The organism is Rhizobium sp. AN80A (assembly GCF_030053015.1).
Classification (GTDB): domain Bacteria; phylum Pseudomonadota; class Alphaproteobacteria; order Rhizobiales; family Rhizobiaceae; genus Rhizobium; species Rhizobium metallidurans.
In genome coordinates this window covers 3306770-3333177 of record NZ_JASJPX010000003.1, presented here as the reverse complement: position 1 = coordinate 3333177, position 26408 = coordinate 3306770, and the positions used below count along the sequence as shown (strand labels likewise).

The following is a 26408-nucleotide window of genomic DNA, read 5'->3' as shown; positions in this document are numbered from 1 at the left end:
CCAGTCAGGGACTTAACCCAAAAAAGGTCCTGCATGGTGCACGCTTGCAATGGCGCCGGACGGCATGCTCTAAAGTGCCATGGCCTTCACGCTTCGCCAGATCCAGTATTTCATCGCAGTGGCCGAGCAGGGCTCGATCACGCGGGCCGCGCAGAACCTGTCGATCTCGCAATCCTCGGTTACCGAAGCACTGAAGGAACTGGAGACCGACCTCGGCGTCGAGCTCTTCGATCGCCACCCGCGCGGGCTGACGATCACCCATAACGGCCACCAGTTCCTGCGCCATGCCACCAAGATCCTGGCGAGCGTCTCCGACGCCCGCGCCAGCTTTTCCGAAAACAGCAGCACGCCCTCGGGCACGCTCAACATCGGCGTCACCTCGCTGGTCGCCGGCTACGTGCTCTCCGACCTGCTCGCCCGCTACCGCCGCGCCTGCCCCGGCGTCGAGGTCTCCGCCATCGAGGACAATGGCGGCTATCTCGAGCATCTGCTTGTCGGCGGCGAGCTCGATGTTGCCGTGATGGTCATCTCCAACCTGCGCGACCGCATGGCGCTGCAGGCCGAGATCCTGGAAACCTCGCCCTACCGCCTGTGGCTGCCCATGGGCCACCCGCTGGTCTCGGCCGATATCATCTCGGTCGCCGATATCGCCCGCGAACCGCTGATCATGCTGACCGTCGACGAAATCGAGGAGAACACCGGCAAACTGCTGTCGGCGCTCGGTGCCCGCCCGCACGTCGCCTTCCGTACCCGCTCCGTCGAGGCCGTGCGCAGCCTGGTCGCGACCGGTGCCGGCGTGGCGCTGCTGCCCGATCTCGTCTACCGCCCCTGGTCGCTGGAAGGCGACCGCATCGAAAGCCGCGACGTCTCCGGCTCGCTCCCGGTCGTGCAGGTCGGCATGGTCTGGCGCAAGGGCTCCAGCCTGCCGCAGGCCGCGCGCGACTTCGTCGGCATCGCCGAGGCCATGCGCTCCGGACGGGTGCGCTAGCCTGCCCGAAGACCAGCTATCGGAAATTCCGATATCGCCTTTCTGATAAATGAATTTGCGAAAGCGGCTTTTTCGCGTCACCTTTTCCGGTGGGAACAAAACGCCACGAAGTGGCACCAAAACCGGGAGACATCAGATGAAATATCTTCTGAAATCGTGCACGGCTGCGCTTGCGACCCTGAGCTTCGTGACCCAGGTCGTGGCGGCCGAGCCGCTGAAGGAATTGGGCAAGGGCGAAGGCGCCGTCAGCATCGTCGCCTGGGCCGGCTATATCGAGCGCGGCGAGAGCGACAAGAATTACGACTGGGTCACCGGCTTCGAAAAGGAAACCGGCTGCAAGGTCTCCGTCAAGACCGCCGCCACCTCCGACGAAATGGTGTCGCTGATGAACGAGGGCGGCTTCGACCTCGTCACCGCCTCCGGCGACGCCTCGCTGCGCCTGATCGCCGGCAAGCGCGTCCAGCCGATCAACACCGATCTCATCCCGAGCTTCAAGAACGTCGACCCGCGCCTGCAGAACGCGCCCTGGTACACGGTCGATGGCGTCCGTTACGGCGTTCCCTATCTCTGGGGACCGAACGTCCTGATGTACAATACCGATGCCTTCAAGGGCGAGGCGCCGAAGAGCTGGAAGGTGGTGTTCGAGGAAGAGACGCTTCCCGACGGCAAGTCCAACAAGGGCCGCGTCCAGGCCTATGACGGCCCGATCTACATCGCCGACGCCGCGCTCTATCTCATGAGCCAGAAGCCGGAGCTCAACATCAAGAGCCCCTACGAGCTCAACGAGGAACAGTACAAGGCGGCCCTCGACCTGCTGCGCGGCCAGCGCAAGCTGGTCTCGCGCTACTGGCACGACGCGATGATCCAGATCGACGATTTCAAGAACGAAGGCGTCGTCGCCTCCGGCTCCTGGCCCTTCCAGGTCAACCTGATGCAGGCGGACAAGCAGAAGATCGCCTCCACCTTCCCCAAGGAGGGCGTGACCGGCTGGGCCGATACGACCATGCTGCACACCGAAAGCAAGAACCCGAATTGCGCCTACATGTGGATGGAGCATTCGCTGAAGGCCAAGACCCAGGGCGACGCCGCCGCCTGGTTCGGCGCCGTCCCCTCGGTTCCGGCCGCCTGCAAGGGCAACGCCCTGATGACCGACACCGGTTGCGCCACCAACGGCTACGATAATTTCGACAAGATAAAGTTCTGGCGCACCCCGACGGCCAAGTGCGAACAGGGCGAATGCGTGCCCTATCACCGCTGGGTGTCGGATTATATCGGCGTGATTGGCGGGCGGTAGGCGTTAGCCTCGGCGTAAGCGGCAAGTCCCCTCCCCAACCCCTCCCCACAAGGGGGGAGGGGCTAGGCAGCGTCCCACTGTTTCTCGACCTCGAAGACGTCTGAGAGGGTGCAACACGTTAAGCCCCTCCCCCTTGTGGGGAGGGGTTTGGGGCGGGGTCTTCATTCCCGCACCACCCAAAGCATATTAGATCGGAGCCCCCAAAATGACACCCGCCGTCCGTTTCCAGAAGGTCTCCCGCCATTTCGGAGCCGTTCGCGCCGTCGATGGCGTCGATCTCGAGATCGCGCCCGGCGAGTTTTTCGCCATGCTGGGGCCGTCGGGATCGGGCAAGACCACCTGCCTGCGCCTGATCGCCGGTTTCGAACAACCCACGGCGGGGCATATCGAGATCTTCGGCGAGACCGCCGAGGGCGTGCCGCCCTATCGGCGCAACGTCAACACCGTGTTCCAGGACTACGCGCTCTTCCCGCACCTGAACATTCTCGACAACGTCGCCTACGGGCTGATGGTCAAGGGCGTCGGCAAGACGGAGCGCGCCAGAGCCGCGGAACAGGCGCTGGAACTGGTGAAACTCCCCGGCTACGGCGCCCGCAAGCCCGGGCAACTCTCTGGCGGCCAGAGGCAACGCGTGGCGCTTGCCCGCGCGCTGGTCAACAAGCCCCGCGTGCTGCTGCTCGACGAACCGCTGGGCGCACTGGACCTGAAGTTGCGCGAGCAGATGCAGGAGGAGCTGAAGGGCCTGCAGCGCGCGCTGGGCATAACCTTCGTCTTCGTCACCCACGACCAGGGCGAGGCGCTCTCCATGGCCGACCGCGTCGCCGTCTTCAACGATGGCGGCATCGTCCAGGAGGGCACGCCGCAGGATATCTATAACCGCCCGAAAACCCGCTTCGTCGCCGATTTCGTCGGCTCCTCCAATGTGATCGCCCCCGACCTGATGACCGCGCTCGGCGGCGAGAAGCGCTGGGCGAGCCTGCGCCCGGAAGCGATCCGCCTCACCGGCGACGGCGTCGAATCCCGGGTCGAGAACGCCAGCTTCCTCGGCGCCGCCACCCGCCTCACGGTCGCCGCCAGAGGCGCTCGCCTGCATGTCATGCTGCCATCCGGCGCAGCCGTGCCCGAGGTCGGCGCCGATGTGCGCCTGTCGTGGCAGCCCGTCGACGTGCACTACATGGACGATGCCGCATGACCGCCATCGCGCTCACCCACGAGGAGACAGCCACCTCGATCCTGCCCGGTCGCGGCGGCTTCTTCGGCCGGATGTCGGATACGTTCTGGCGCCGGCCGAAGCTGCTGCTCTTCCTGATGCTGACGCCGCCGCTGCTCTGGCTCGGCATCATCTATATCGGCTCGCTGATCGCGCTTCTGCTGCAGAGCTTCTTTTCGATCGATGATTTCTCAGGCCTGGTGAACTACGAATTCACGCTGGCGACCTATGCGCAGCTGCTGTCCCCCACCAATTTCGACATCATCGCCAGGACCGTGGTGATGGCGGCGCTGGTGACGCTGGCTTCCGCCGTCGTCGCCTTCCCGATCGCCTATTACGCCGCCCGTTACGCCAGGGGTAAATGGAAGGCGCTGTTCTATCTCGGCGTCATGCTGCCGCTCTGGTCGAGCTATCTCGTCAAGATCTATGCCTGGAAGCTGATCCTCGCCAAGGAGGGTATTCTCACCTGGATCTTCGCCAAGCTGCATCTGGCCTGGCTGCTCGACGGCGTGCTGGCTCTGCCCGTTGTCGGCGGCAACTCGTTGTCGGTAAGTTATATCGGCACCTTCCTCGTCTTCGTCTATGTCTGGCTGCCCTACATGATCCTGCCGACACAGGCAGCACTCGAGCGCGTCCAGGGCAACCTGATCGAGGCCTCGTCGGATCTCGGCGCCACGCCGGGCCAGACCTTCCGCACCGTGCTCTTGCCGCTGGCGCTGCCCGGCATCGTCGCCGGCTCGATCTTCACCTTCTCGCTGACGCTCGGCGATTACATCATCCCGCAGATCATCGGTTCCTCGCGCCTCTTCATCGGCCAGGCGGTCTATGCGCAGCAGGGAACGGCCGGCAACGTGCCGCTCGCCGCCGCCTTCTCCGTCGTCCCCATCGTCATCATGGCCGTCTATCTGTGGCTGGCCAAGAAACAGGGAGCCTTCGATGCGCTCTGACCGTGGCCAACGCGCGCCGATGGCGCTCAAGATCGCCGCCGCCGGCGGCCTGCTCTTCCTGCACCTGCCGATCCTGTTGATCTTCGTCTACGCCTTCACGACGGAGGAGAAGAGCTACCAGTGGCCGCCGCCAGGGCTGACGCTGCAGTGGTTCGGCATCGCCTGGAACCGGCCGGATGTCTGGGCTGCCCTTGGACTTTCCTTGCAAGTCGCCTTTATCGCCACCGCAATCGCGCTGGTGCTCGGCACGCTCTGCGCCGCCGCCGTCAGCCAGACGAAGTTCTTCGGCCGCGAGGCGATCTCGCTCCTCGTCATCCTGCCGATCGCGCTCCCAGGGATCATCACCGGAATAGCGCTGCGCTCGGCCTTCAGCCTGTTCGACATCCCCTTCTCGGTCTGGACGATCGTGCTCGGCCACGCCACCTTCTGCGTCGTGGTGGTCTACAACAACGCCGTCGCTCGCTTCCGCCGCACCCAGGGCTCGCTGATCGAGGCGTCGATGGATCTCGGCGCCGATGGCTTCCAGACCTTCCGTCACGTCATCCTGCCGAACATCGGCACGGCGCTCCTGGCCGGCGGCATGCTCGCCTTCGCGCTCTCCTTCGACGAGGTGATCGTCACCACCTTCACCGGCGGCCAGCAATCGACGCTGCCGATCTGGATGCTGCAAGAGCTGATCCGCCCGCGCCAGCGCCCGGTCACCAACGTGGTCGCCATGGTCGTCGTGCTCGTCACCTTCCTGCCGATCCTGGCGGCCTACTACCTCACGCGCGACGGCGATCAGGTCGCCGGAGCCGGAAAATAACCGGAGCGCGGGATACCCCCATCCCGTCCCACCAACGACAAGGGAGAACATCATGGACACCGCGATGCTGATTGGATCCCGCTTCGAAGCGGGCACCGAGATCGAAGAAAACATCCTGAACCCGAAGACCGGCGAAACCGTGCTGAGCCTTGCCGAAGCCTCGGTCAGCCAGATCGACGCCGCCGTCGACGCCGCCGAAAAAGCCTTCACGAGTTGGTCGCAGACGACACCCGGCGAGCGCGCCGGCTATCTCCTGAAAATCGCCGACGCGATCGAGAAGGACGCCCAGGGCTTCGCGACGCTGGAGGCGCTGAACTGCGGCAAGCCGATCAACGCGGTGCTCAACGACGAGATCCCCGCCATCGTCGATTGCTACCGCTTCTTCGCAGGCGCGGTGCGCAACCTGCACGGCCCGGTCGCCGGTGAATATCTGCCCGGCCACACCTCGATGATCCGCCGCGACCCCATCGGCATCGTCGGCTCGATCGCGCCTTGGAACTACCCGCTGATGATGATGGCCTGGAAGCTGGCACCCGCGATCGCGGGCGGCAACACGGTCGTCTTCAAGCCCTCCGAGCAGACGCCGCTGACGGCGCTGAAGATGGCGAAGCTCCTCTCCGACATCCTGCCTGAAGGCGTCGTCAACGTCATCCTCGGCCGTGGCGAGAGCGTCGGCAACGCGCTGATCAACCACCCGAAGATCGCGATGCTGTCGATCACGGGCGATGTCGCCACCGGCAAGAAGGTGCTGCAGGCGGCCGCCAAGACCGTCAAGCGCACGCATCTGGAGCTTGGCGGAAAGGCCCCCGTCATCGTCTTCGACGACGCCGATATCGATGCCGTCGTCTCGGGCATCCGCACCTTCGGCTACTACAATGCCGGCCAGGACTGCACCGCCGCCTGCCGCATCTACGCCGACGCTAGGGTCTACGACAGGTTCGTCGCCGACCTCTCCTCGGCGGTGTCCTCGATCAAGTTCAACCTTGCCGACGACGCAGAAAACGAGATCGGCCCGCTGATCTCCAGGCGCCAGCGCGACCGGGTCGAAAGCTTCGTCGCCCGCGCCGGCGAGCACAAGCACATGGAGATCACCACCGGCGGCAAGACATCGGGCGACAAGGGCTTCTTCTACACGCCGACGGTCATTGCCGGCGCCACGCAGGAAGACGAGATCGTCCGCCGCGAGGTCTTCGGCCCCGTCGTTTCCGTCACCCGCTTCACCGATGTCGAGGATGCCGTCACCTGGGCCAACGACAGCGACTATGGCCTGGCCTCCTCCGTCTGGACCAGGGACATCAGCCGCGGCATGAAGACCGCCGCCCGCCTTCAATATGGCTGCACCTGGATCAACACCCACTTCATGCTGACCAACGAGATGCCGCACGGCGGCCTGAAGCAATCGGGCTATGGGAAGGACATGTCGGTCTACGCACTGGAAGACTACACCGCCGTGCGCCACGTGATGATCAACCACGGATAAGCGCGACAGGATTGAAGATCACAACGTCGGCGTGGGCTACCGCGCCGACGTTCGTGTTTCCCCAGCAGATAAATCGAACCGCTATCTCGTTGGATATGGAACATTTTTCGCGCTGGCGCGTCTTCTAACGGACCAACCAGAAGGAACGCCTCCATGCTGAAATGGGCTCTTATCTTTTTCGTGATTTCGCTGATCGCGGGCTTCTTCGGCTTTTCCGGAATTTCCGCGGCGACGGCGACCATCGCGCGCGTTCTCTTCGGTATCGCGCTCGTCATCTTCCTGATCTTCCTGGTGCTCGCGCTGCTCGCCGGCCAGGCAATCTTGTAGGAAACCGGTTCTATAACCCGGCCTTGACCGAGAACAGCGACACGGGGTCGGCGACGCCCTTCAGCGACACCGGCTCCAGCGCCTCGAAATCCATTTCCGACATCTCGTCCGTGGCGGCATCATGCGTGCCGCCGCAGACGAGCACCTGCGACGGCGCGGCGACCGATGCGATCCGCGCCGCCAGATTGACCGTATGGCCGAAAATGTCGCCGTCGCGCGGCACTACCTGACCGGTCGCAACCCCCACCCTCACCTCCGGCAATTGATGCGCCGCGCTCGCCGCGACGAGCGCCAATGACGCCTTCAGCGCCGCCTCGGCGTCGGGAAACAGCATCATCACCCCATCGCCCAGCGGCTTGACGATCCGCCCGCCGGCAAGATTGGCGAGACGCTGCGCCAGCGCTTCGAAGCTCGCCGCCTTCTCGGCCGCCCTGACATCGCCGATATCGCGCGTCAACGCCGTGAAGCCGGTGAGATCGGCGAAGGCCACGGCCGGCAGCGCCTGATCGCCTGCCGGCTCCACGCCCAACCCGCGCAGGGCGTCCTGCAATCGCCCGACCACATTGTCGAACACTGCCTCCTCGAGCATCCGCCGCTGCAGCAGGAAGAGCATGCGGATGCCGATGCGCTGCAGCGAAAGCCGCGTGGCCGCGCCCGCCGCGAGCACCTCGCGATGGCTGAACCCGGCCGCAAGCATCGGCTCCTCGACCTCGGCGCGGAACAGATCGCGCATCGTATCCACGCAGCGCCGCATCGACTGGCCGAAGACCCTCAGTACCCTCTGCATGCCCTCGTCGGAAGCGCCGAGCCCGGTACATTCGGCGATCAGCCGGATGAACTCCTCGTCGTCCTCCCGCAGCGCCCGCCTGTGCGACATGGGCGAAAGCCCGGCGCTCGAATGCAGCGCGTTGACGCGCCCGAGATCGAGCGACGTGTCGGCAAGCGCTTCCGCGAGAGATACATCCGACATGGTGACCGGCTCGAACATCAGCTGGCTGGCGAAATCGAGCGAGACGACCTGTTGCCGGAGACCGGTGGCGAGCGTTTCCAGCGCGATGCCGGCGGCGTTCAGTGCCAGCACCAACCGCAGCCGGCTGACATCGCTCGCCGCATAGCCCTCCGGCCCGGCCTCGATGATCTGAAGGCGTGCCACGGCGTCCAGCTGCTCCGCAGCGCAACCGGCAAGCGCCGCCAATCTCTCGCGCGACAACGACCCCATGAAGCCCCCAAAACAACCCCAGGTGAAGAAAACCCCTCTTACACCAGATTGCCAAGCGGCTCTATCGCGCGCGCCTACCTCTAAAGGAGGCTTGCGCCGACATTGATGGCAAGCGCCAGGATTGTCGTGTTGAAGAGAAACGACAGTACCGAATGGAGCAGCGTCAGCTTGCGCATCACCGTCGAGCTCGTCGCGACATCCGCCGTCTGCGAGGCGACGCCGATCGTGAAGGAGTAATAGAGAAAGTCCCAGTAGACGGGCTCGTCCAGCCCCTCGGGAAACTTCAGCCCATCTCCCTTGACGCCATCGCCATCATCGTCGCCGCCATAGAAGCGGTGCGCGTAATGCACGGTAAACAGCGTGTGCAGGAACACCCAGGAGATCAGAATGGTGACTACGGCCGCCAGCGCCCGGCCGAGCGCGACGCTGGGCGCCGCCTCCTTGACCTGATGCAGCTCCAGCCCGATGCCGGCGATGCTGGCAAGGGCGGCCGAGATCGACAGGAACATCAGAAGCGAATCCGAGAAATCGAGATCGGCCGAACGCTTGCGGATGGTCGCCACGCTCGCCTTCAACATCCGCCGCCATGTGGCGACGATGAACATCACCGCGGCGACGTTCCAGCCGGCCAACAAGTTACGCGCCGTCACCTCGCGCGTCGTCAGAAGCAGGAAGACCGCGAGGCCGACGAGCACTGCGATCACGAAGATCGCATGCTTGCGCAGCAACCGAAGGGGACGGCCACTGCCGCCAGACGTAACCTCTGCCATCAAATGCTCCGCCGCTGCGAGATCGCCAACGATATCAGCTTGATACCGGCAAGAGCAATATGGCCTCAGCCGGTCCAGCCACCATCGACCACATGGATCTGGCCCGTCGTGAACCCGGCCTCGTCGCCGGCGAGATAGGTGACGAGTGCCGCGATCTCCTCGGCGGTGGCGATGCGGCCCATCGGCTGGCGGGCGATGAAGTCGCTGAGCGCCTTGTCGTAATCGCCGGTGGCGCGCAGCCGCTCGTGCAGCGAGGGGCTGTCGACGGTACCCGGGCAGATGGCGTTGGCGCGGATGCCCTTGGCGACGAAGTCGGACGCGATCGACTTGGTGAGCCCGATCACGGCGGCCTTCGATGCGCTATAGGCAAAGCGGTTCGGCACGCCCTTCACGCTTGATGCCACCGAGGCCATGTTGACGATCGAACCCTTGCCCTTGTCGAGCATGCCGGGAAGGAAGGTGCGGCAGGTCGTATACATCGCCTTGGCGTTGAGGTTGAACGAGAAGTCCCAGTCCTTCTCCTCGCAATCGAGGATCGAGCCGGCATGCACGAAGCCGGCGCAATTGAAGAGCACGTCGATCGGCCCGATCTCGGACGCGAAGGCCCGCACGGCGTTTGCGTCGAGCACGTCGAGAACAGTGGTCGTCGCGCCCGCCAGCGTCGCAAGCGACGCCTGGTTGATGTCGGTGGCGTAGACATGGGCGCCGAGCGAAATGAACCGCTCCGCGCTGGCGCGTCCGATCCCCTGACCGGCCGCCGTGACGACGACCTTCTTGCCTTCCAGACCGTGGCTCATAATTCCTCCCGTTATGCGTGGCGCTTGCGGCGCATTCATTCATATGCAAACATTATATTCATTATGTCGTCAATCACATTGTCCGACGCCGGACGCTGACACGGGTGGGAGGCCCGCGTCATCAATCGAAAAATCCGGCAAAAGACTAAGAGGACGGCAAGAAAAGCCTGCATGAAGGGGGAGGAACCGCATGCTCTTCGACACACATCTGCACGTCATCGACCGCAATCGCCTGCACTATCCCTGGCTCCCCGACGTGCCGGATCTGAACCGCGACAGCCTCTATGAGCACTACGCCCGCGACGCACTTCGCTGCGGCATCACCAATGTGCTGCACATGGAAGTCGATGTATCAGGTGATGCGATCGAGCAGGAAACGGCCTTCATCAAGGAGATCGCAGAGAGACCCAAAAGCCTCGTGCGCGGCGCCATCGCCGCCTGTCGTCCGGAGGAAGAGGGCTTTCCGGCCTATCTCGAACGCTGCCTCGTCGACCCCTTCATCAAGGGCTTCCGCCGCGTCCTGCATGTGGCGCCCGACGACACCTCCGAGCGCCCGCTGTTTCGCGAGAACGTTGCCCGGCTCTCCAATATCCGGCTAACCTTCGATCTATGCGTCTTCCCGCACCAATTCGAACGCATTCTCGATCTTGTCGACCTCAACCCCGGTGTCCGCTTCATCCTCGACCACTGCGCCAATCCGCCGATCAAGTCGGGCATGAGCGCCGTCTGGCATCGCGGCATTACCGAATTCTCCCGCCGCCCAAACGTCACCGCCAAGATCTCCGGCGTCATCGCCTATGGCGATCTGGAGCGCTGGTCGGTCGACAGCCTGCGCCCCTATGTCGAGCACACGATCGAAAGCTTCGGCTGGGACCGCGTCGTCTGGGGCAGCGACTGGCCCGTCTGCACGCTCGGCGGCGGGCTGACGCCCTGGGTGGCGGCCACGCACGCGTTGACATCAGGCTGCAGCGCCGAGGAGCGCGACAAGCTGTATCAGGGGAATGCGAAGCGGATTTGGGCTGTGGAGTAGCGAGGTCGGGAAACGTCGTCGCCCATCGCCGCCGCCCTCGACGCCCGCTTTGATACGTCAAGCGCCACCCCACCCTCCCTCATTCTCGCCCTTGTGGCGGGAATCCAGCCACGGCGCGTCCGCGCCGTGAATAACCTCTTACGGTGCGCCTGGCAGAAAAGAGTCTTTCCGCCGCGCAGACGCGCGTCGACTGGATTCCCGCCACAAGGGCGGGAATGAGGGTGAGGACGTTTCAGCTTGGAGTATCCAATTGACCGCCCGCCGAGAACAGACCCACAACGCAAAAAAAGGGCGGCTCCACCGGCACCGCCCTTCCGTCATTCAACTACCCGCAAAACCCTTAGGCGGCTGCGAGCTGCAGTTCCTTGGTGACCATGGCGCGCAGCGTGCCGAGGTCCTTGGCGAAGGCGCGGATGCCTTCGGCGAGCTTTTCGGTCGCCATGGCGTCTTCGTTCATCATCCAGCGGAAGGTCTTTTCGTCGACGGCGATCTTGGAGATCGGCTTGGCACCTTCCGGCGACAGCTTGCGCTCCAGCTTGCCCTGGTCGTTGGAGAGTTCGTCGAGCAGGTTCGGCGCGATCGTCAGGCGGTCGCAACCGGCCAGTGCTTCGATCTCGCCGGCGCTGCGGAACGAGGCGCCCATGACGATCGTCTTGATGTCGTTGGCCTTGTAGTAGTTGTAGATCTCGCGAACGGAGAGTACGCCCGGATCTTCCTCAGGCGTGAATTCCTTGCCGGTCGACTTCTTGTACCAGTCGAGGATACGGCCGACGAAGGGCGAGATGAGGAATGCCTTGGCGTCGGCGCAAGCGATCGCCTGTGCCTGCGAGAAAAGGAGCGTCAGGTTGCAGTCGATGCCTTCCTTCTGCAGGATTTCGGCGGCGCGAATGCCTTCCCAGGTGGAAGCGAGCTTGATCAGGATGCGATCCTTCTCGATGCCGCGCTCCTTGTAGCCGGCGATGATGCCGTGAGCCTTTTCAACCGACGCCTTGGTGTCGAAGGAAAGGTCGGCGTCGACCTCGGTCGAGACGCGGCCAGGAACGAGCTTGGAGAGCGCGGCACCCACGGAAACGGCGAGACGGTCGGCAACGGCGGAAGCAACGGCTTCGGAATTGCCGCCCTGCTTCTTGCCCCAGGAAACGGCTTCCTTGATCGCGTCGGCGAACATCGGCGTGCCGAGTGCCTTCAAGACGATGCTCGGGTTGGTCGTGCAATCGACCGGCTTCAGGCGGGCAACGGCTTCGATGTCACCGGTGTCGGCGACGACGGTCGTGATCTCGCGGAGTTGGTCAAGCTTGGATGTCATGGTCGCGTGTCCTTTTGACTTGAGCTGCGAGCCGGAGCACTTGAGGCCCGGCGAATGAGGTGATCTACGGATTGCCCGTACTGTCTTTGAAGTCGCTGTCTGTGAAATCGTGCCCGCGCGTTTGGCTTACATCATAAACGTCGGCGAGCACCCCATCGTTCCCGTCTCGGGCTGCCGCAACGAAGACGTCCAAGGGCAATCCAGCCCCGGCGCAAGACCGCTGCGATTTGCCATATGCCCGCACAGTGCCTCCTACAATGGACGGAACGACCAGTTATCAAGACTATCGCTATTCCGGGGCCATAATGTCAAGGACATTTGTGCATTTCAATTGACATAAGTGTCACACCGGTCATTATCGCGGCGACAAACCATGCCCTGTCTGAGCAGGATCTAGGGCGCCTTTGCTTTTGGAGGAGATGTGGTCAAGCTAAAACGCGGCACGCACACCGCCTATTCGGAAGCCTCCTCGCTCAGACTGCGCGCTGCCTGGCTCTATTATAACCAGGGATTGACGCAAAAAGATGTCGCCGAACAGCTCGGCATCAGCCGCACGACTGTCATCCGGCTGCTCGACGAGGCGATGAAGCGCAGCGAGGTGCAGATCTGGATCAACGATTCGATCGGCGATTGCGTCGAGCTGTCGGTGAAGCTGGAGCGCGCCTACGGCCTGGACGAGGCGATCGTCGTGCCCGCTCCCGTCACCTCCGATCCGAATGCGCTGGCCAAAAGCGTCGGACTGGCGCTCGGCCAGTTTCTCTCCGAAGCCATTCCCGACAACTACACGATCGGCGTCGGCTGGGGCCGCACCATGACAGCCTCGCTGTCGAGCTTCCGCCCGCCGCGCCGCGACAATTGCAAGGTCGTCTCCCTGCTCGGCGGCATCGTCGCCGTCCATCAGACCAACCCGATCGATTACACCTGGCGGCTCGCAAGCCAGCTCGGCGCTGAGTGCTACATGTTCCTCGCGCCGCTTCTGGTCGATTCCACCGAGACCAAGCGCAACCTCATCGAGAAGTGCGGCCTCGACACCATCTACCGGCTCGCCGAAACGCTCGATCTCGCCATCGTCAGCTGCGGCGATATCGGCCCGCATTCGACCTCTCTGTCGGAGGGATGGATCTCCAAGGGCGAGTTGCAGGAGCTGATCGATGCCGGCTGCGTCTGCGATACCATGTTCAATTTCCTCGACAAGGACGGCAACACGGTCGATCATTCGATCAACAGCCGGGTGATGTCGGTCGATCTCGATACGCTAAAGAAGGCCAAGCACATCGTGCTCTCCTCCGGCGGCGCCCACCGGGCGGTCGCGATCAGCGCCACCATCAAGCGCATCGGCTGCAACACCCTGATCACCGACGAGAGCGCCGCCCGCGCCCTGATCGAGCTATGGGATCAAACGGCTGGCGCCGCTCCCGGTTAGGCTGAAGCCGCCGAACAATTGCGCCGCCGATTTCCGACGGCATCCGGCCCGCACTAACATGTCACGAACGACGAGCGGCGTTGCGGCAATCTGGTTTCCCTGCACACCTGCGGGCGCAGTAGCAATGGCTCGACGAACTTCCTCAGTCGTCAACGTGAGAGGCCGCTGACACGGCGCGCCTCCGAGGTCGACAACAACTCCCGCAGCCTCGCCGACACCGCTCAGATAAGCGGTGAGCACCTGTTGCGCCGTCCGGTTGGTTGGCGCCTGATCCAACATCCGGGTGACTTGCGCGACCGATATGGCGCCAGCGTTCGTCGATTGCTCGGCATGGGCGGGAACGAGCACGAGGCACGACGCAAGTGTGGTGATCGTCATTGGAATGGGTCGAAACATCGATATGTGACCTCCTAGGTGCATAAATAACTTCTATACAAAAATTTATTATTGTAAAACAGAAATTATTTTTTATGATGCAATCATTCAAAGGAGCTCTCGAATGATCACATCCGGCATAAGCGCGACGCGACGCGATAACTCACGCACAAACCAGCTTTATCGTGTTCGCCGTTTAAGCGGGGTGATGGCAACGGCCAGTGCTGTGGTGGCCGTCCTGCTCGGGACCGCGATGCTACTCTATTGGTGCCTGACCCCTGCCGATATGTTGTTTCGCCATGCCGGCCTCCTCGCTCCTCCGCCGGCATACATCGGGCTTTCCGCGCGGCTCGCCGCATTCGCGATTGCGATGATCCCGCTCGGCGCGCTGATTGTTGGCCTGCTGAGCGCCCGACGCTGCTTCGGTTGCTTCGCGGCTGGGCGCATCGTCTCCAGCGATGCCGCACGACACCTCCGCGGCTTCGCGCTCGGCGTCGGCGCGTCGGCTCTGCTCAAGCCCGTGGCCGGGGCAGGCCTGGGCCTGCTGCTTGGCACGCTCTCCCCGAGTCACGCGCGCAGTCTGGTTCTGAACATCGGTTCGGACACGCTGCTGTCACTGCTGTTTGCAGCGATGGTCGCGGTGATCGCGGGAGTGTTGGTCGAAGCGGCCGAGATCGCCGCCGAGAACGACCAGTTCGTCTGAGGAGAACCGGTCATGCCCATTCAAGTCCGGCTCGGCGTCATGCTCGCCGAGCGCAACGTCAAGTCAAAGGATCTCGCCGAGTATGTTGGGATCACCGAGGCGAACCTTTCGCTTCTCAAGAAAGGCCACGTGAAAGGTGTCCGTTTCGAAACGCTGGAGAGAATCTGCGACTTCTTCGACTGCCAGCCTGGCGACCTGCTCCGCTATGAACGCGCCGAACCCAAGGCCGGAGACGCTCCGTGAGCTGGGCACCGGTTCGCGGCACCCGGCCCCTTCATCTCGGACGTTCGCCTCGAGATCCGCCACGATAGCGAGGATGTCGCCGACGTCATCGTCAATTTCGATCCGTCCAGCCTCTGCCAGAGCATCCTCGGCGTCTGGCTCACGTGCGCCGCATTCGCAGCAAGCATAGCGACGACCACGTCAAGGAGGAGGCCAACCGCCCCGAGGCACTAAGCTGATCCGAAGGGCCGACAGCACGCTCACCTGCCGACCTCTTTCCGCACGCATCTCCGCGTCCGGCCGAAGCGTCATATATCCTTCATGAGACGCTGCTTACTTGGCGCCATGAGTGGCCTTGCCGTGCGTGCTTTCATGATATCGTCATGCGGCGCAGAGCTAGGCAGCTCCGCAAGCGTCCGAAGCGACAAATCTGAACAGGGATCGAGATGACCACCATGAGAGGCACGCCTTCAACCGACTGGCTCGAGGCCGAACTGGCCGATACGCTGGATGAAGATTACGAGCTCGAGCTCTCCGAGCCGGCGCTGTCCGAGGAAATCCGCAAGATCTACCGCAAGGCGCACCCGCCATCGATGCCGCGCATCGAGTATTTCCGGTCGCTGATCGCCCTTCAGTCCGAGCTGATCCGCCTGCAGGACTGGGTCACCTACCACAAGGAAAAGGTGGTCGTGATCTTCGAAGGTCGCGATTCCGCCGGCAAGGGCGGCGTCATCAAGCGCATCACCCAGCGCCTCAACCCGCGCGTCGCCCGCGTCGTGGCGCTTCCCGCGCCGTCCGACCGCGAAAAGTCGCAATGGTATTTCCAGCGCTACGTGCCGCATCTGCCCGCCGGCGGCGAAATCGTGCTCTTCGACCGCTCCTGGTACAACCGCTCCGGCGTCGAGCGCGTCATGGGTTTCGCCGACGAGGAACAGGTCGAGCAGTTCTTCAACGACGTGCCCGAATTCGAGCGCATGCTGGTCCGTTCCGGCATCCGCCTCGTCAAATACTGGTTCTCGATCACCGACGAAGAGCAGCAACTGCGCTTCCTCGTGCGCATCCACGATCCGCTGAAGCAGTGGAAGCTCTCACCGATGGACCTGGAATCCCGCGTCCGCTGGGAAGCCTACACCAAGGCCAAGGAAGAAACCTTCGCCCGCACCAACATCCCGGAAGCCCCGTGGCACATCGTCGAGGGCAACGACAAGAAGCGCGCGCGCCTGAACTGCATCGACCATCTGCTGTCACAGTTCCCCTACGAGGACGTACCGCACGAGGAGATCGCCCTGCCCGAGCGCGTCTTCAACCCGGACTACGAGCGCAAGGTCCTGCCGCCGGAGTTGTACGTTCCGTCGAAGTATTGATTGGAAGCGTCGGCGGGTGAGGCCCCCTCATCCGCCTGCCGGCACCTTCTCCCCGTCGGGGAGAAGAGACTCGGGGCCCGCCGCTCGCGCCAACCTCCCCTTCTCCCCAGCGGGGAGAAGGTGGCCCGAAGGTTTCAGGTGCAACAAAGTTGCACCGGGGATGAGGGGCTGCACCCACAACCCCATCCATCCCAACCACACTCAAGCGTGCGCCGACTCCCACCCCAGCATCGCCCGCTTGCGCGTCAGCCCCCAGTGATAACCCGTCAGCGCGCCGCTCTTGCCGAGCGCCCGGTGACACGGCACCACGAAGGAGATCGGGTTGGCGCCCACGGCCGCCCCCACCGCCCGCATCGCCGTCGGACGGCCGATGTCGCTGGCGATGTCGCTATAGGTCACCGCCTTGCCGAAAGGGATCTTCAACAGGCTCTCCCAGACCTGCACCTGGAAATCGGTGCCGATCAGCACGACCCGCAGCGGCTGGTCCGAGGTCCAGCGGCCGGGCTGGAAGATGCGCGAGGCGTAAGGAGCCGTCGCGTCGCGGTCCTCGACGTAATCGGCGTTCGGCCAGCGGCAGGTCATGTCCTCGAGACACGCGGTTTCGTCGCCGATATCGGCGAAGGCAAGGCCGGCGAGGCCGCGGTCGGTGATCATCACAAGCGCGATGCCGAAGGGCGAGGGATGGAAGCCGTAGCGGATCGTCAGTCCGCCGCCCCGCGCCTTCCATTCGCCCGGAGACATTGCCTCGTGCGTGACGAAGAGATCGTGCAGCCGCCCGGGGCCTGACAGACCGACCTCGAAGGAGGTCTCCAGCAAGGGCAGCTCCTCCTTGCGCAGCAGCCGCTTGGCATGATCGAGCGTCACCGCCTGCAGGAAGGCCTTGGGCGAAAGGCCGGCCCAGCGGGTGAAGGTCTTTTGCAGTTGCGTCGGCGATTGATTGAGACGCATGGCGATCGCTTCCAGCGACGGCTGCTCACGGTAATCCTCGGTGATCAGCTCGATCACCTGGCGGACGGTCTCGTAGTCGGGACCATCGGGCGTGATGTCTTGGTTCAGCTTGGCTACCATGTTCATGATCTTTCTCCTTGTCACAAGGAGATAGTCAAGCGGAATGGCTGAGGCCACCCGATTCTTGCGCCTGAATCAGATGATCGTCAGATACGCTGCTTGACCGTCGCCAGCGCCCGCCTGAAGGCCTTGGCGAAGCTTTCGCGATCGTCGGGATTGAGAAAGCCGCCGATATCGGTCGCCCGTCCCTCGCCGGAAATATGCATCGACAGGATGCCGATCTCCTCGTCGCGGCGCACGGAAAAGCGCGTCCAGAACGGATTGAAATGATGCTCGACCATACGCCCCGACGGCGCGACCTTGCGCACCGCGATATCGGTGCGCGACACGGTCACCATTTCGCGCGCCCTCGCCGCGCGGTAGTTCAGCCGGAAGGCGCCGTAGAGCAGCAGGAAATCGAGACCGAAGAAGAAGCCGATCGGCCAGGCGCCGGTAACGATGAAGAGCAGGCCGTAAAACAGGAAAAAGCCGCCCGTCAGCAGCAGAACCACTCTGAACCCCGTTCGGCCGAGCGACCGGTGGGGAAAGAGCTCGGCTGAAAATACCGGCTGGTCCAGAACCGCCTGCTGATCAGCGCTGTCGGCGTTGCTTTCCATCATGGCTGGCGAGTATAGATTGTCCATGTCCAGTCCGAAACTCAAATCCTCCGCCACGTCGTCGCAGCCCGAAAAAATCGTCGTTCGCCGCAAGAAGAAGGCGACCGTCCGCTCCGTTTATAGCGAGGCCGAGCGCGAGGAGATGTTCCGCCGCTTCTCCGTGCAGCGGCCGGAGCCCAGGGGCGAGCTGGAACACAGCAATCCCTTCACGCTCGTCGTCGCGGTCGCGCTCTCGGCGCAGGCGACCGATGCCGGCGTCAACAAGGCAACGCGCGCGCTCTTCAAGGTCGCCGACACGCCCCAGAAGATGCTCGATCTCGGCGAGGAGAAGGTGCGCGATTACATCAAGACGATCGGCCTCTATCGCAACAAGGCGAAGAACGTGATCGCCCTGTCGCGGATGCTGGTCGATGTCTTCGGCGGCGTGGTGCCTCAGACGCGCGACGAGCTGGTGATGCTCCCGGGCGTCGGCCGCAAGACCGCCAACGTCGTGCTCTCCATGGCCTTCGGCCAGGCCACCATGGCCGTCGACACGCATATCTTCCGCATCGCCAACCGCATCAAGCTGGCGCCGGGCAAGACGCCCGACGAGGTGGAAGAACGGCTGATGAAGGTGGTGCCCAAGCGCTACCTCTACCACGCCCACCATTGGCTGATCCTGCACGGCCGCTACACCTGCAAGGCTCGCCGCGCCGAATGCGAGCACTGCGTCATCGCCGATCTCTGTCGCTCGCCCGAAAAGAGCTGCGACATCCCGGCGCCACTGGTCGAGCTACCGCCGCAGGTGATCGGCGAGGCCGTCGAATAGGGCTTTGCTCTATCGCATGTCGGTGCCGCAAAACCGCTGCACGCTTTTGCGCGACATGCTTTAGACCCGAACGCCGAGCTGCTTGCGCGACAGCAGCTTGTGCAGGTGCACCATCATGCCCGCGGCAAACAGCGGCGTCAGCAGGTTGACGATCGGGATGGCCAGGAAAGCGGCGATGACGAGGCCGGCGAGAAACACCGTCGGCGCATGTTCCTGGCGAAACAGCCGCGCCTCGGCCGGTGACCTGAAGCGCATGGCGGCGAACTCGAAGAATTCCCGGCCGAGCAGGTAGCCGTTGACCATGAAGAAGGCGACGAGATTGACGCCGGGGATGAACAGCAGGAACAGCGCCACGACATTGCCGGCGACGACGACGCCGAGGAACTTGATCGAGCTCAGCATGGCCGGGCCGAGCGGCATGGCGGTGCCTGGCACGTCGTCAGGATAATCGCGCTTCTCCACAACCTCGGCGACATCGTCGAGAAACAGGCCGGCGATCAGCGCCGTCACCGGCGAGAGCAGGAGCGCAAGCCCCAGCGCCAGCCCGATCCCCGCCATGATGGCGAGGACGAAGCCCAGCCAGCCGGCCCAATCGGGCATGGCAGGAAAGAAGCTGGCGAGCCAGGGAAACACGAAAGCCATGAAGGCGCTGCGCAGCGCCAGCCACAGGCCGATCAGCGCGAGCACGGTGAGCCCGAGCACTTTCCAGAACACCGACCGCGTTTGCGCGGCGAAAAGATTGGTGATGGAAAGGCGAGCCGCTTCGAGAATCATTGTGACGTCTCCGGTTGTGGCGATGATGTAGGAATCTGATCTTTGAACGGCAAGGCTGAAATTATTTCGCTAAATCGACGGAATTGTTGTTCAAAAGCCTTTCATAATATATATTTAAATCAGCATCTAAGATTACTTGCAGGGCGCTGCGAATATTTACGTGCGCAGGGATTTGTTTCAAGCTGACAGGAAACACCACCCAAAAATCGGGACGGCTACCGTGGAAGACTTTGTCCAGAAGCTCCGCCAATACGCGAAATCCGGCACGCCCGCCGAACGTCGCATCGCGAAATATTTCACCGAACACTTGAGCGATCTTCCGTTCGAAACCGCCGCCTCCGTGGCCGACCGGCTGGATCTGAGCCCGATGACCGTCGGCCGTTTCCTGCGGGCGCTTGGCTATCAGGGGCTCGACAGCGTCAAGGTCCAGATCCGCGACGTCGGCGGCGTTTCGGCCACGCAGATGCAGGCGTCGATGTCGGAACTGCAGGTCGATGCAGCCGACGGAAAGCCGCTCGCCGTGCTCGTCGCCGAGCAGATCCAGGCGCTCCACCACATCTATCATCTCACCGGACAACAGCACTGGAGCGACGCGGTGGCGATGATCCGCGCGGCAAGCGAGGTGTTCATCGCCACCCATGTCTCGCAGGCGAGCTTCGCCACGCATTTCAGCCAGCGCCTGACGCAGGCGCGCGACGGCGTGCACGCGCTCGACGGCAGCGGCAACCGTTTTGCCGAACTCTTCGCGCGCGTCAGCGGCGAAGGGGCGCTGCTTGTGATCATCGACAGCCAGCGCTTCAAGAAGGCCCGCCTCCTGGCGCGCATCGCCCGGCGCTACGGATACAAGGTCGTTCTGATCAGCGCCCAGAGCGCCAACTGGGTGCTCGATCAGGCCAATCTCATCCTGCCGCTCCCCCCGACCCGGCCGGGAGAACAGGACAACCTGCCGCCGGTGATCGCGCTTCTCGATTGCCTGTCCTCGGCGGTTGTCAGCGCCGTCGGCGAAGAGGCCGTCGCCCGTGCCGGACGCATGACAGAATTCAGCGTCATGCTCGGCGAGGATCCGAACCGGTAGGCGACAAGCAGCCTCAACGGAGGCTTCGCCGGATCAGCTTTTCAAGAACAGAGTTATTCCATCGCCTCGAGCTCGGCGCGATGGCGGTACATCGCGAGCAGCCGGCGATAGTCGCGATCGTAAAGCGCGCGCTTGCTCTCGTCGGGCATGTGCACGTCGCCGCCGGCATACATGGCCGAACCCGCCGCGGCGAGATCTTCATGCAGACCACAGGCGACGGAGGCCGCCATCGCGGTTCCCAGAAGCACCGCCTCATTCATCTTCGGCACCACGACCTTGCAGCCCGTCGCATCCGAATAGAGCTCCATCAGCACGGGGTTCTTCACATGCCCGCCCGCCACATGCAGCGTGTCGGGCGCGTAGCCGTATTCCTTCATCCGCTCAAGAATATGACGGATGCCGAGCGCGATGGCCACGCCGGTGCGCCAGTAAAGCGCGCAGAGTCCGTCGAACGAGGTGTCGAGCGTCAGCCCGCTAACCGCGCCGACCGCGTGCGGATCGGCAAGCGGCGAGCGGTTGCCGTGAAAATCCGGCAGCACGAAAATCCTGGCGCCGAAGGCATCCCCTCCTCCGCGCGCAGCTGCGATATCCGCGACACGATCTTCTGGTGCAACGCCGCCGTCGGCTCGCCCCCGGCCGCATGCATCCTGACGACATGGTCGAGCAATGCCCCCGTCGCCGACTGTCCGGCCTCTACCAGCCAGGTGCCGGGAAACACGGCCTCGTAATAAGGCCCCCACATGCCGTGGCTCGGACGCCGCTTGCGCGAAAACGAGACGATGCAGCTCGACGTGCCGGCGATCAGCGCCAGCTGCCGCTCCAGCTGCTCCGGATCATGCGCGCTTCCGCCGAGCGCGCCCAGCGCGCCCGCATAGGCGTCGATCATGCCGGAGGAGACGTGACAGTCCGTGGTCAGCCCAAGCGCCGAGGCAGCCTCCTTCGTCAGCGTTCCGACGCTACCGCCGACAGCAATGGTGTCGTCGGGCAGACGCCCGCGCGCCTGCAGGTCCTCGAGACCGATCTGTTCGAGGAAATCCTTGCGCCAGCCATCCTTGAGATGAGCCAGATAGTTCCACTTGGACGTCAGCGTGCAGCGCGAGCGCGCCAGCGAGCCGGTGGACTTCCAGGTCATGAAATCGGCGAGGTCGAAGAGATAGCCGGTATTCGCCCATGTGCCGGGAAGCTTCTTCTTCAGCCACATCAGCTTCGGCATTTCCATCTCGGGCGACATGAAATGCCCCGAATGCTCCAGGACCTCGTGGCCGGTTGCCGTGCAGAAATCCGCTTCCTTCAGCGCCCGGTGATCGAGCCAGACGATGGTGTCGAACCGCCGCTCGCCGCCCGTCGACACGCTGATCTGCCCGCCATCGATATCCCGGACCACAAGCGAACAGGTGCCGTCGAAACCGATCGCGCCGACGCTCTCGGGTGCGGCGCCCGATTGCTCCATCGCGCGGCGCACGGCGATGCACACCGCCGACCATATGTCCTCGGAATCGTGCTCGGCGTGGTTCTCGCGGGGCCGGTTCATGATGATCGGATGATCGGCCTTGCCCAGCAGCTGGCCGCGCGCATCGAAGACGCCGGCGCGTGCACTGCCCGTGCCGATATCAACAGCAACCACATGCTGAGGCATTAAAGGTCGTTCCCGTCCCGCTGATGTTTTTTGATAAGGTGTATCAAATCCGGCATGACGTCAAACGTAGCGTCGGGGGCAAGGCGGTCAAGCTCGTCGCGATAGCCGGCGAAATTGGCATGCGAGCCGCCGGTGAAGGCAAACACCGTCATGCCCGCGGCCTTGGCGGCCTCGATGCCGGCCGGACTGTCCTCGATCACCACGCAGTTGACGGGAGCGATGTTCATCTCTCTCGCCGCATGCAGAAACAGATCCGGCGCCGGCTTGCCGTTCTTCACCATCGAGGCGCTGAAGATATTCGGCAGCCGGTCGATCAGCCCGGTAACGGTCAGCGACAGGCGGATGCGTTCGACCTGGCTGGACGAAGCGACGCAGCAGGGAATGTCGAGCGCATCGATCGTATCGGCGATGCCGTGGATCGGCTTCAACTCGGTGCGGAAGCGCGCATAGAGATCGGTGCGGATCTGCTCGAGGAAGGCTTCGCCCGGATGGACGTTGTACTCCGTCTTCATCGTCTCGATCACGGTCGCGAGGCTGCGCCCGAGGAACCGGCCATACACCTCGTCCTCGGTGATCGGCACGTTGAGATCATTCATGGCCTTGACGAGAACCGTGACGGAGATCGGCTCGCTGTCGACGAGGACGCCGTCGCAGTCGAAGATCACAAGCCGTGTTTCAGCATCAGCCATGACACATCCAATCAGGGTTCAAGACATTGCAGGCAAAGATGGGTGGATAGCGGCGGGGAGCGTCCGCCGCCTGATGCTTATGCCGCGAGCTTGTTGTCGAGGTAAAGCTGCAGCGTCTCGCGCGTACCCTTTTCCCACAGCGTCTTCAGCGCATGCGCGAAGCGCTTGCGGAAGAGCTCGGACTTCGCCACGTCGCCGAAGATGTCGTCGAAGGCGAGGAACGCCATCGGATCGTCCTTGGCCTTCAGCGCCGCCGCATGCAGCCGGTCGGCGCTGGCATCGTTGAAGACGATGTCCTGGCCGGTATCGGTCTTGCCGGCGAAGTAGCGGCACCACAAAGCCGAAACCAGCGACAGGCCGACGACGTCGCGGCCCTGGTTCAGGTTGTCGAGCGTCGACGGCAGAATGAATTTCGGCTGGCGGTTCGAGCCGTCCTGCGCTAGGCGCGGGATGGTGTCGGCGATCTTCGGGTTGAGCAGGCGATGCTCGATCAGCGCGAAATAATCAGTCAGCGAAGTATTCGGCACCGGCGGCACGATCGGGATGATCTCGTCCTTCTCGAGCTTGGCGAGGAAGGCGCGGATCAGCGGATCTTCCATCGAGTCGTGCACGAAATGAATATCCATCAGCGCCGCCGGATAGGCGATCGCCGCATGGCCGCCGTTGAGGATGCGGATCTTCATGTGCTCGTAGGGCGTGACATCGGGCACGAAGGTGACGCCGACATTCTCCAGCGCCGGACGGCCGGCGGTGAACTTGTCTTCCAGCACCCACTGCTTGAACTCTTCGCAATAGACGGGCCAGTTGTCCTCGATGTCGAAGACGTCCTTCAGGAGATCGATCTCGCGCTGGCCGGTGGCCGGCGTGATGCGGTCGACCATGGCGTTCGGGAAGGCGACGTTCGTCTTGATCCACTCTGCGAAGGCGGAATCCGACAGCGCCGCCGTGCCGACCACGGCGTTGCGGGTGACGACGCCGTTGTGCGGAATGTTATCGCACGACATGACGGTGAACGGCACGAGGCCCTTGTCCTTGCGCGCCTTGAGACCGGCCACGATCAGGCCGAAGACAGTCTTCGGGTCGGCGGGGTTCTTGCCGTCGGCCGCGATTGCCGGATGATCAGGATTGAACTTGCCGGATGCGTCGATGAAGTAGCCGCCCTCGGTGATCGTCATCGAGACGATGCGGATCTCGGGGTCGGCGAGCTTGGCGATGATGGTCTTCGCGTCGCCAACAGGCAGGATGTCGATCATCGGCGCGGTGACGCGCGCCGAGGTCTTGTTGTTGTCCTGCTCGACGACGGTTGTCAGGAAATCCTGGGCGGCGAGCTTGTCGCGCATGGCGGCATCCGACGGCAGAATGCCGGCGCCGATGATTGCCCAGTCATGTGCCTCGCCCTTGTTGAACAGGTCGTCGAGATAGATTGCCTGGTGGGCGCGGTGGAAGTTGCCGACGCCGAAGTGCACGATGCCCGCCTTCAGCGACGCCCGCTCATAGGCCGGTACAGCGGCCGTCTTGGCCGCGTCGGAAAGCGTTGCCAGCGATAGTTTGCACGTCATGTCTCAGTCCTCTTGAAGGTCTTCAGGGTCTATCGACCCCGGTATCGGCGCGCCGGGCACCTCGTCCGGCACGCGCTCTCTTCCCCACCCCTAAAACCACGCTCAGATGGCAAGGCCCTGCTCGTTGAACCTGTGAACACGGGACTTGTCTGGTGTCAGGTAGACGGTGTCGCCGTGATGGGCGCCGAATTCGCCGCTGGCGCGCGCCGTCATCTTGCCGATGCCATCGACATCGAGATGCAGGAACGTGTCGGCGCCAAGATGTTCGGCAACCGAAACCGTGCCCTTCCAAAGCCCGCTTTCCTTGGACAGCGTCAGGTGTTCGGGGCGGATACCGGCGGTCTTGGCGCCATTCGACTGTGCGTATGCACCTTCGATCAGGTTCATGCGCGGCGAACCGATAAAGCCGGCGACAAACAGGTTGCGCGGCGTGTTGTAGAGTTCCATCGGCGAACCGACCTGCTCGATATTGCCGCGATTGAGAACGACGATCTTGTCGGCCATGGTCATGGCTTCGATCTGGTCGTGGGTGACGTAGATCATCGTCGTTTTCAGCTGGTTGTGCAGGTCGCTGATTTCCAGACGCATCGTGCCGCGCAAAGCCGCATCGAGGTTGGACAGCGGTTCGTCGAACAGGAAGGCCGACGGTTCGCGCACGATGGCGCGGCCGATGGCGACACGCTGGCGCTGACCACCGGAAAGCTGGCCGGGACGGCGTTCGAGATAATCGGAGAGGTTAAGGACACGGGCGGCATCCTCGACCTTCTTGTCGATCTTCGACTGTTCCATCTTCGCCATCTTCAGCGGGAAGGCGATATTCTTGCGCACGCTCATATGCGGATAGAGCGCGTAGGACTGGAACACCATGGCAAGGCCACGCGCGGCCGGGGCCGCTTCCGTCACATCCTTGCCGTCGATGGTGATCGTGCCGCCGGTGACGTCTTCCAGACCGGCGATCAGGCGCAGAAGCGTGGACTTGCCGCTGCCCGACGGACCGACGAAGACGACGAACTCGCCATCGGTGATTTCCAGATCGACAGACGGGATGACCTTGGCCTCGCCAAAGTGCTTCTGGACGTTCTTGAGAGTAATGCTGCCCATGAGACCAATTCCTTACTTAACCGCGCCAAACGTGAGGCCGCGAACGAGTTGCTTCTGGCTGAACCAGCCGAGGATGAGGATCGGCGCAATCGCCATGGTGGAGGCCGCCGAAAGCTTGGCCCAGAACAGACCTTGCGGCGAAGAAAACGAGGCGATGAAGGCCGTCAGCGGTGCCGCGTTGGTGGTCGACAGCTGGATGGTCCAGAAGGCTTCGTTCCAGGCAAGGATGATGTTGAGGAGCAGCGTCGAGGCAATGCCCGGCACCGCCATCGGCGTCAGCACGTAGACGATTTCCTTCCACAGATTGGCGCCATCCATACGGGCCGCTTCCAGGATCTCGCCCGGAATTTCGCGGAAGTATGTGTAGAGCATCCACACCACGATCGGCAGGTTGATCAGCGTCAGCATGATCGTCAGGCCGGTACGGGTATCGAGCAGGCCAAAATTGCGGAACAGGATGTAGATCGGCAGAAGCACCGCGACCGCCGGCATCATCTTGGTCGACAGCATCCACATCAGGATGTCCTTGGTGCGCTTGCCGGGTGCGAATGCCATCGCCCATGCCGCCGGAATGGCGAAGATGAGGGCGAGAATGGTCGAACCGACCGACAGGACAACCGAGTTCATGAACGGCTTGAAGTAATCGCGCTGCGTCTGCACCGTGATGTAGTTCTCGAACGTGCCCGACGGGATCAGGCTGAACCCGTCGATCGCTTCCGGCTCCGTCTTGAAGCTGGTGATGACCGCGTAGAGGATCGGGAAGAAGATCACCAGGGCAACGACCCAGGCAAGGATGGTCCAGGCGATCTTGCTTTGCGTGGTGGATTTGCGAGCCATGACCG

Annotated in this window: 26 protein-coding genes and 1 pseudogene; 14 read left to right on the top strand and 13 right to left on the bottom strand. The window is 63.2% G+C overall.

Going from position 1 to position 26408, the window contains the following annotated elements; all coding sequences use genetic code 11:
• Positions 1–79 precede the first annotated feature (79 nt).
• The 7 genes from P3R82_RS28030 to P3R82_RS28000 all read left to right on the top strand — a co-directional run bounded on the left by P3R82_RS28030 (position 80) and on the right by P3R82_RS28000 (position 7051).
• Positions 80–988, top strand: a complete 909-nt coding sequence (locus P3R82_RS28030; RefSeq protein ID WP_283196121.1) for a LysR family transcriptional regulator — start codon at positions 80–82, stop codon at positions 986–988.
• 136 nt (positions 989–1124) lie between these two features.
• Positions 1125–2282, top strand: a complete 1158-nt coding sequence (locus tag P3R82_RS28025) for an ABC transporter substrate-binding protein (protein ID WP_283196120.1) — start codon at positions 1125–1127, stop codon at positions 2280–2282.
• A 205-nt stretch (positions 2283–2487) separates the two neighbouring features.
• Positions 2488–3474 carry an ABC transporter ATP-binding protein gene (locus P3R82_RS28020; RefSeq protein WP_283196119.1) on the top strand — a complete coding sequence of 329 codons (987 nt, stop codon included), beginning with the start codon at positions 2488–2490 and terminating at the stop codon, positions 3472–3474.
• Entirely contained in the window at positions 3471–4439 is a 969-nt protein-coding gene (locus tag P3R82_RS28015; protein ID WP_283196118.1) for an ABC transporter permease, read from the top strand. Before P3R82_RS28020 ends, P3R82_RS28015 begins: the two co-directional genes overlap by 4 nt.
• Positions 4429–5244: an ABC transporter permease gene (locus P3R82_RS28010; RefSeq protein ID WP_283196117.1), complete on the top strand. Its 816-nt coding sequence runs from the start codon at positions 4429–4431 to the stop codon at positions 5242–5244. The genes P3R82_RS28015 and P3R82_RS28010 overlap by 11 nt, the downstream gene beginning before the upstream one ends.
• 52 nt (positions 5245–5296) lie before the next feature.
• Positions 5297–6724, top strand: coding sequence for a gamma-aminobutyraldehyde dehydrogenase (locus P3R82_RS28005; RefSeq protein ID WP_283196116.1), 1428 nt, complete (start codon positions 5297–5299; stop codon positions 6722–6724).
• A 153-nt stretch (positions 6725–6877) separates the two neighbouring features.
• On the top strand, positions 6878–7051 hold the full coding sequence (locus P3R82_RS28000) for a DUF1328 domain-containing protein (protein ID WP_183902026.1): 174 nt from the start codon (positions 6878–6880) through the stop codon (positions 7049–7051).
• 10 nt (positions 7052–7061) lie between these two features.
• Here the strand turns inward: P3R82_RS28000 and P3R82_RS27995 are convergent, their stop codons facing one another.
• The 3 genes from P3R82_RS27995 to P3R82_RS27985 all read right to left on the bottom strand — a co-directional run bounded on the left by P3R82_RS27995 (position 7062) and on the right by P3R82_RS27985 (position 9837).
• Entirely contained in the window at positions 7062–8270 is a 1209-nt protein-coding gene (locus P3R82_RS27995) for an adenylate/guanylate cyclase domain-containing protein (RefSeq protein ID WP_283196115.1), read from the bottom strand.
• 80 nt (positions 8271–8350) lie between these two features.
• Positions 8351–9040, bottom strand: a complete 690-nt coding sequence (locus P3R82_RS27990; protein ID WP_112944193.1) for a DUF1345 domain-containing protein — start codon at positions 9038–9040, stop codon at positions 8351–8353.
• A gap of 65 nt (positions 9041–9105) precedes the next feature.
• The gene (locus P3R82_RS27985; protein ID WP_283196114.1) at positions 9106–9837 is read right to left on the bottom strand and encodes an SDR family oxidoreductase; all 732 of its coding nucleotides are present in this window, start codon (positions 9835–9837) and stop codon (positions 9106–9108) included.
• A 190-nt stretch (positions 9838–10027) separates the two neighbouring features.
• On the opposite strand from P3R82_RS27985, the gene P3R82_RS27980 reads away from it, so the two are divergent.
• Positions 10028–10867 carry an amidohydrolase gene (locus tag P3R82_RS27980; RefSeq protein ID WP_283196113.1) on the top strand — a complete coding sequence of 280 codons (840 nt, stop codon included), beginning with the start codon at positions 10028–10030 and terminating at the stop codon, positions 10865–10867.
• Between the two features lie 340 nt (positions 10868–11207).
• Here P3R82_RS27980 and tal read toward each other — a convergent pair whose 3' ends face one another.
• The gene (gene tal, locus P3R82_RS27975; RefSeq protein WP_047509769.1) at positions 11208–12173 is read right to left on the bottom strand and encodes a transaldolase; all 966 of its coding nucleotides are present in this window, start codon (positions 12171–12173) and stop codon (positions 11208–11210) included.
• A 421-nt stretch (positions 12174–12594) separates the two neighbouring features.
• Here tal and P3R82_RS27970 point away from each other — a divergent pair, with 421 nt between their 5' ends.
• A complete protein-coding gene (locus P3R82_RS27970) occupies positions 12595–13596 on the top strand; it encodes a sugar-binding transcriptional regulator (RefSeq protein WP_283196112.1) in 1002 nt (333 codons plus the stop codon).
• Here the strand turns inward: P3R82_RS27970 and P3R82_RS27965 are convergent.
• The gene (locus tag P3R82_RS27965) at positions 13561–13974 is read right to left on the bottom strand and encodes a chlorophyllide reductase (protein ID WP_283196111.1); all 414 of its coding nucleotides are present in this window, start codon (positions 13972–13974) and stop codon (positions 13561–13563) included. The genes P3R82_RS27970 and P3R82_RS27965 overlap by 36 nt on opposite strands.
• Positions 13975–14095: 121 nt before the next feature.
• Here P3R82_RS27965 and P3R82_RS27960 point away from each other — a divergent pair, with 121 nt between their 5' ends.
• From P3R82_RS27960 to ppk2, 3 genes are all read left to right on the top strand, one after another.
• The gene (locus P3R82_RS27960) at positions 14096–14674 is read left to right on the top strand and encodes a DUF2975 domain-containing protein (RefSeq protein WP_283196110.1); all 579 of its coding nucleotides are present in this window, start codon (positions 14096–14098) and stop codon (positions 14672–14674) included.
• A 12-nt stretch (positions 14675–14686) separates the two neighbouring features.
• The gene (locus P3R82_RS27955; RefSeq protein WP_283196109.1) at positions 14687–14917 is read left to right on the top strand and encodes a helix-turn-helix transcriptional regulator; all 231 of its coding nucleotides are present in this window, start codon (positions 14687–14689) and stop codon (positions 14915–14917) included.
• A gap of 425 nt (positions 14918–15342) precedes the next feature.
• Positions 15343–16260, top strand: coding sequence for a polyphosphate kinase 2 (gene ppk2 / locus P3R82_RS27950; protein WP_283196108.1), 918 nt, complete (start codon positions 15343–15345; stop codon positions 16258–16260).
• 201 nt (positions 16261–16461) lie between these two features.
• On the opposite strand, the gene P3R82_RS27945 is transcribed toward ppk2, so the two are convergent.
• Positions 16462–17334, bottom strand: coding sequence for a bifunctional helix-turn-helix domain-containing protein/methylated-DNA--[protein]-cysteine S-methyltransferase (locus P3R82_RS27945; RefSeq protein ID WP_283196107.1), 873 nt, complete (start codon positions 17332–17334; stop codon positions 16462–16464).
• Positions 17335–17414: 80 nt separating this feature from the next.
• Positions 17415–17927 carry a DUF2244 domain-containing protein gene (locus tag P3R82_RS27940; protein ID WP_283196439.1) on the bottom strand — a complete coding sequence of 171 codons (513 nt, stop codon included), beginning with the start codon at positions 17925–17927 and terminating at the stop codon, positions 17415–17417.
• Positions 17928–17949: 22 nt separating this feature from the next.
• Here P3R82_RS27940 and nth point away from each other — a divergent pair, with 22 nt between their 5' ends.
• Positions 17950–18732 carry an endonuclease III gene (gene nth, locus P3R82_RS27935; protein ID WP_283196106.1) on the top strand — a complete coding sequence of 261 codons (783 nt, stop codon included), beginning with the start codon at positions 17950–17952 and terminating at the stop codon, positions 18730–18732.
• A gap of 60 nt (positions 18733–18792) precedes the next feature.
• On the opposite strand, the gene P3R82_RS27930 is transcribed toward nth, so the two are convergent.
• Positions 18793–19506, bottom strand: a complete 714-nt coding sequence (locus P3R82_RS27930; RefSeq protein WP_283196105.1) for a sulfate transporter family protein — start codon at positions 19504–19506, stop codon at positions 18793–18795.
• Positions 19507–19726: 220 nt separating this feature from the next.
• On the opposite strand from P3R82_RS27930, the gene P3R82_RS27925 reads away from it, so the two are divergent.
• Complete coding sequence (locus P3R82_RS27925; protein WP_283196104.1) at positions 19727–20581, top strand: MurR/RpiR family transcriptional regulator; 855 nt, start codon at positions 19727–19729, stop codon at positions 20579–20581.
• A gap of 53 nt (positions 20582–20634) precedes the next feature.
• On the opposite strand, the pseudogene P3R82_RS27920 reads toward P3R82_RS27925, so the two are convergent.
• From P3R82_RS27920 to P3R82_RS27900, 5 genes and pseudogenes are all read right to left on the bottom strand, one after another.
• A pseudogene (locus tag P3R82_RS27920) lies at positions 20635–22217 on the bottom strand (FGGY-family carbohydrate kinase).
• Positions 22217–22906, bottom strand: a complete 690-nt coding sequence (locus tag P3R82_RS27915) for an HAD family hydrolase (protein WP_183902534.1) — start codon at positions 22904–22906, stop codon at positions 22217–22219. The pseudogene P3R82_RS27920 and the gene P3R82_RS27915 overlap by 1 nt, the downstream one beginning before the upstream one ends.
• A 77-nt stretch (positions 22907–22983) precedes the next feature.
• Positions 22984–24465, bottom strand: coding sequence for a mannitol dehydrogenase family protein (locus P3R82_RS27910; RefSeq protein ID WP_283196103.1), 1482 nt, complete (start codon positions 24463–24465; stop codon positions 22984–22986).
• 102 nt (positions 24466–24567) lie between these two features.
• The gene (locus P3R82_RS27905; RefSeq protein WP_283196102.1) at positions 24568–25566 is read right to left on the bottom strand and encodes an ABC transporter ATP-binding protein; all 999 of its coding nucleotides are present in this window, start codon (positions 25564–25566) and stop codon (positions 24568–24570) included.
• A gap of 12 nt (positions 25567–25578) precedes the next feature.
• A complete protein-coding gene (locus P3R82_RS27900) occupies positions 25579–26403 on the bottom strand; it encodes a carbohydrate ABC transporter permease (protein WP_183902531.1) in 825 nt (274 codons plus the stop codon).
• Positions 26404–26408: the final 5 nt, after the last annotated feature.

Excerpts from the sequence above, each read along its gene's own strand:
- P3R82_RS27940 (WP_283196439.1), bottom strand. The coding sequence starts at position 17,927 with ATGATGGAAAGCAACGCCGACAGCGCTGATCAGCAGGCGGTTCTGGAC.
- P3R82_RS27990 (WP_112944193.1), bottom strand. The coding sequence starts at position 9,040 with ATGGCAGAGGTTACGTCTGGCGGCAGTGGCCGTCCCCTTCGGTTGCTG.
- P3R82_RS27905 (WP_283196102.1), bottom strand. The coding sequence starts at position 25,566 with ATGGGCAGCATTACTCTCAAGAACGTCCAGAAGCACTTTGGCGAGGCC.
- P3R82_RS28000 (WP_183902026.1), top strand. The coding sequence starts at position 6,878 with ATGCTGAAATGGGCTCTTATCTTTTTCGTGATTTCGCTGATCGCGGGC.
- nth (WP_283196106.1), top strand. The coding sequence starts at position 17,950 with ATGTCCAGTCCGAAACTCAAATCCTCCGCCACGTCGTCGCAGCCCGAA.
- P3R82_RS27965 (WP_283196111.1), bottom strand. The coding sequence starts at position 13,974 with ATGACGATCACCACACTTGCGTCGTGCCTCGTGCTCGTTCCCGCCCAT.
- tal (WP_047509769.1), bottom strand. The coding sequence starts at position 12,173 with ATGACATCCAAGCTTGACCAACTCCGCGAGATCACGACCGTCGTCGCC.
- P3R82_RS27930 (WP_283196105.1), bottom strand. The coding sequence starts at position 19,506 with ATGATTCTCGAAGCGGCTCGCCTTTCCATCACCAATCTTTTCGCCGCG.
- P3R82_RS27945 (WP_283196107.1), bottom strand. The coding sequence starts at position 17,334 with ATGAACATGGTAGCCAAGCTGAACCAAGACATCACGCCCGATGGTCCC.
- P3R82_RS28015 (WP_283196118.1), top strand. The coding sequence starts at position 3,471 with ATGACCGCCATCGCGCTCACCCACGAGGAGACAGCCACCTCGATCCTG.
- P3R82_RS28005 (WP_283196116.1), top strand. The coding sequence starts at position 5,297 with ATGGACACCGCGATGCTGATTGGATCCCGCTTCGAAGCGGGCACCGAG.
- P3R82_RS27900 (WP_183902531.1), bottom strand. The coding sequence starts at position 26,403 with ATGGCTCGCAAATCCACCACGCAAAGCAAGATCGCCTGGACCATCCTT.
- P3R82_RS27980 (WP_283196113.1), top strand. The coding sequence starts at position 10,028 with ATGCTCTTCGACACACATCTGCACGTCATCGACCGCAATCGCCTGCAC.
- P3R82_RS27995 (WP_283196115.1), bottom strand. The coding sequence starts at position 8,270 with ATGGGGTCGTTGTCGCGCGAGAGATTGGCGGCGCTTGCCGGTTGCGCT.
- P3R82_RS28020 (WP_283196119.1), top strand. The coding sequence starts at position 2,488 with ATGACACCCGCCGTCCGTTTCCAGAAGGTCTCCCGCCATTTCGGAGCC.
- P3R82_RS27985 (WP_283196114.1), bottom strand. The coding sequence starts at position 9,837 with ATGAGCCACGGTCTGGAAGGCAAGAAGGTCGTCGTCACGGCGGCCGGT.
- P3R82_RS27960 (WP_283196110.1), top strand. The coding sequence starts at position 14,096 with ATGATCACATCCGGCATAAGCGCGACGCGACGCGATAACTCACGCACA.
- ppk2 (WP_283196108.1), top strand. The coding sequence starts at position 15,343 with ATGACCACCATGAGAGGCACGCCTTCAACCGACTGGCTCGAGGCCGAA.
- P3R82_RS27910 (WP_283196103.1), bottom strand. The coding sequence starts at position 24,465 with ATGACGTGCAAACTATCGCTGGCAACGCTTTCCGACGCGGCCAAGACG.
- P3R82_RS27915 (WP_183902534.1), bottom strand. The coding sequence starts at position 22,906 with ATGGCTGATGCTGAAACACGGCTTGTGATCTTCGACTGCGACGGCGTC.
- P3R82_RS28010 (WP_283196117.1), top strand. The coding sequence starts at position 4,429 with ATGCGCTCTGACCGTGGCCAACGCGCGCCGATGGCGCTCAAGATCGCC.
- P3R82_RS28025 (WP_283196120.1), top strand. The coding sequence starts at position 1,125 with ATGAAATATCTTCTGAAATCGTGCACGGCTGCGCTTGCGACCCTGAGC.
- P3R82_RS27955 (WP_283196109.1), top strand. The coding sequence starts at position 14,687 with ATGCCCATTCAAGTCCGGCTCGGCGTCATGCTCGCCGAGCGCAACGTC.
- P3R82_RS28030 (WP_283196121.1), top strand. The coding sequence starts at position 80 with ATGGCCTTCACGCTTCGCCAGATCCAGTATTTCATCGCAGTGGCCGAG.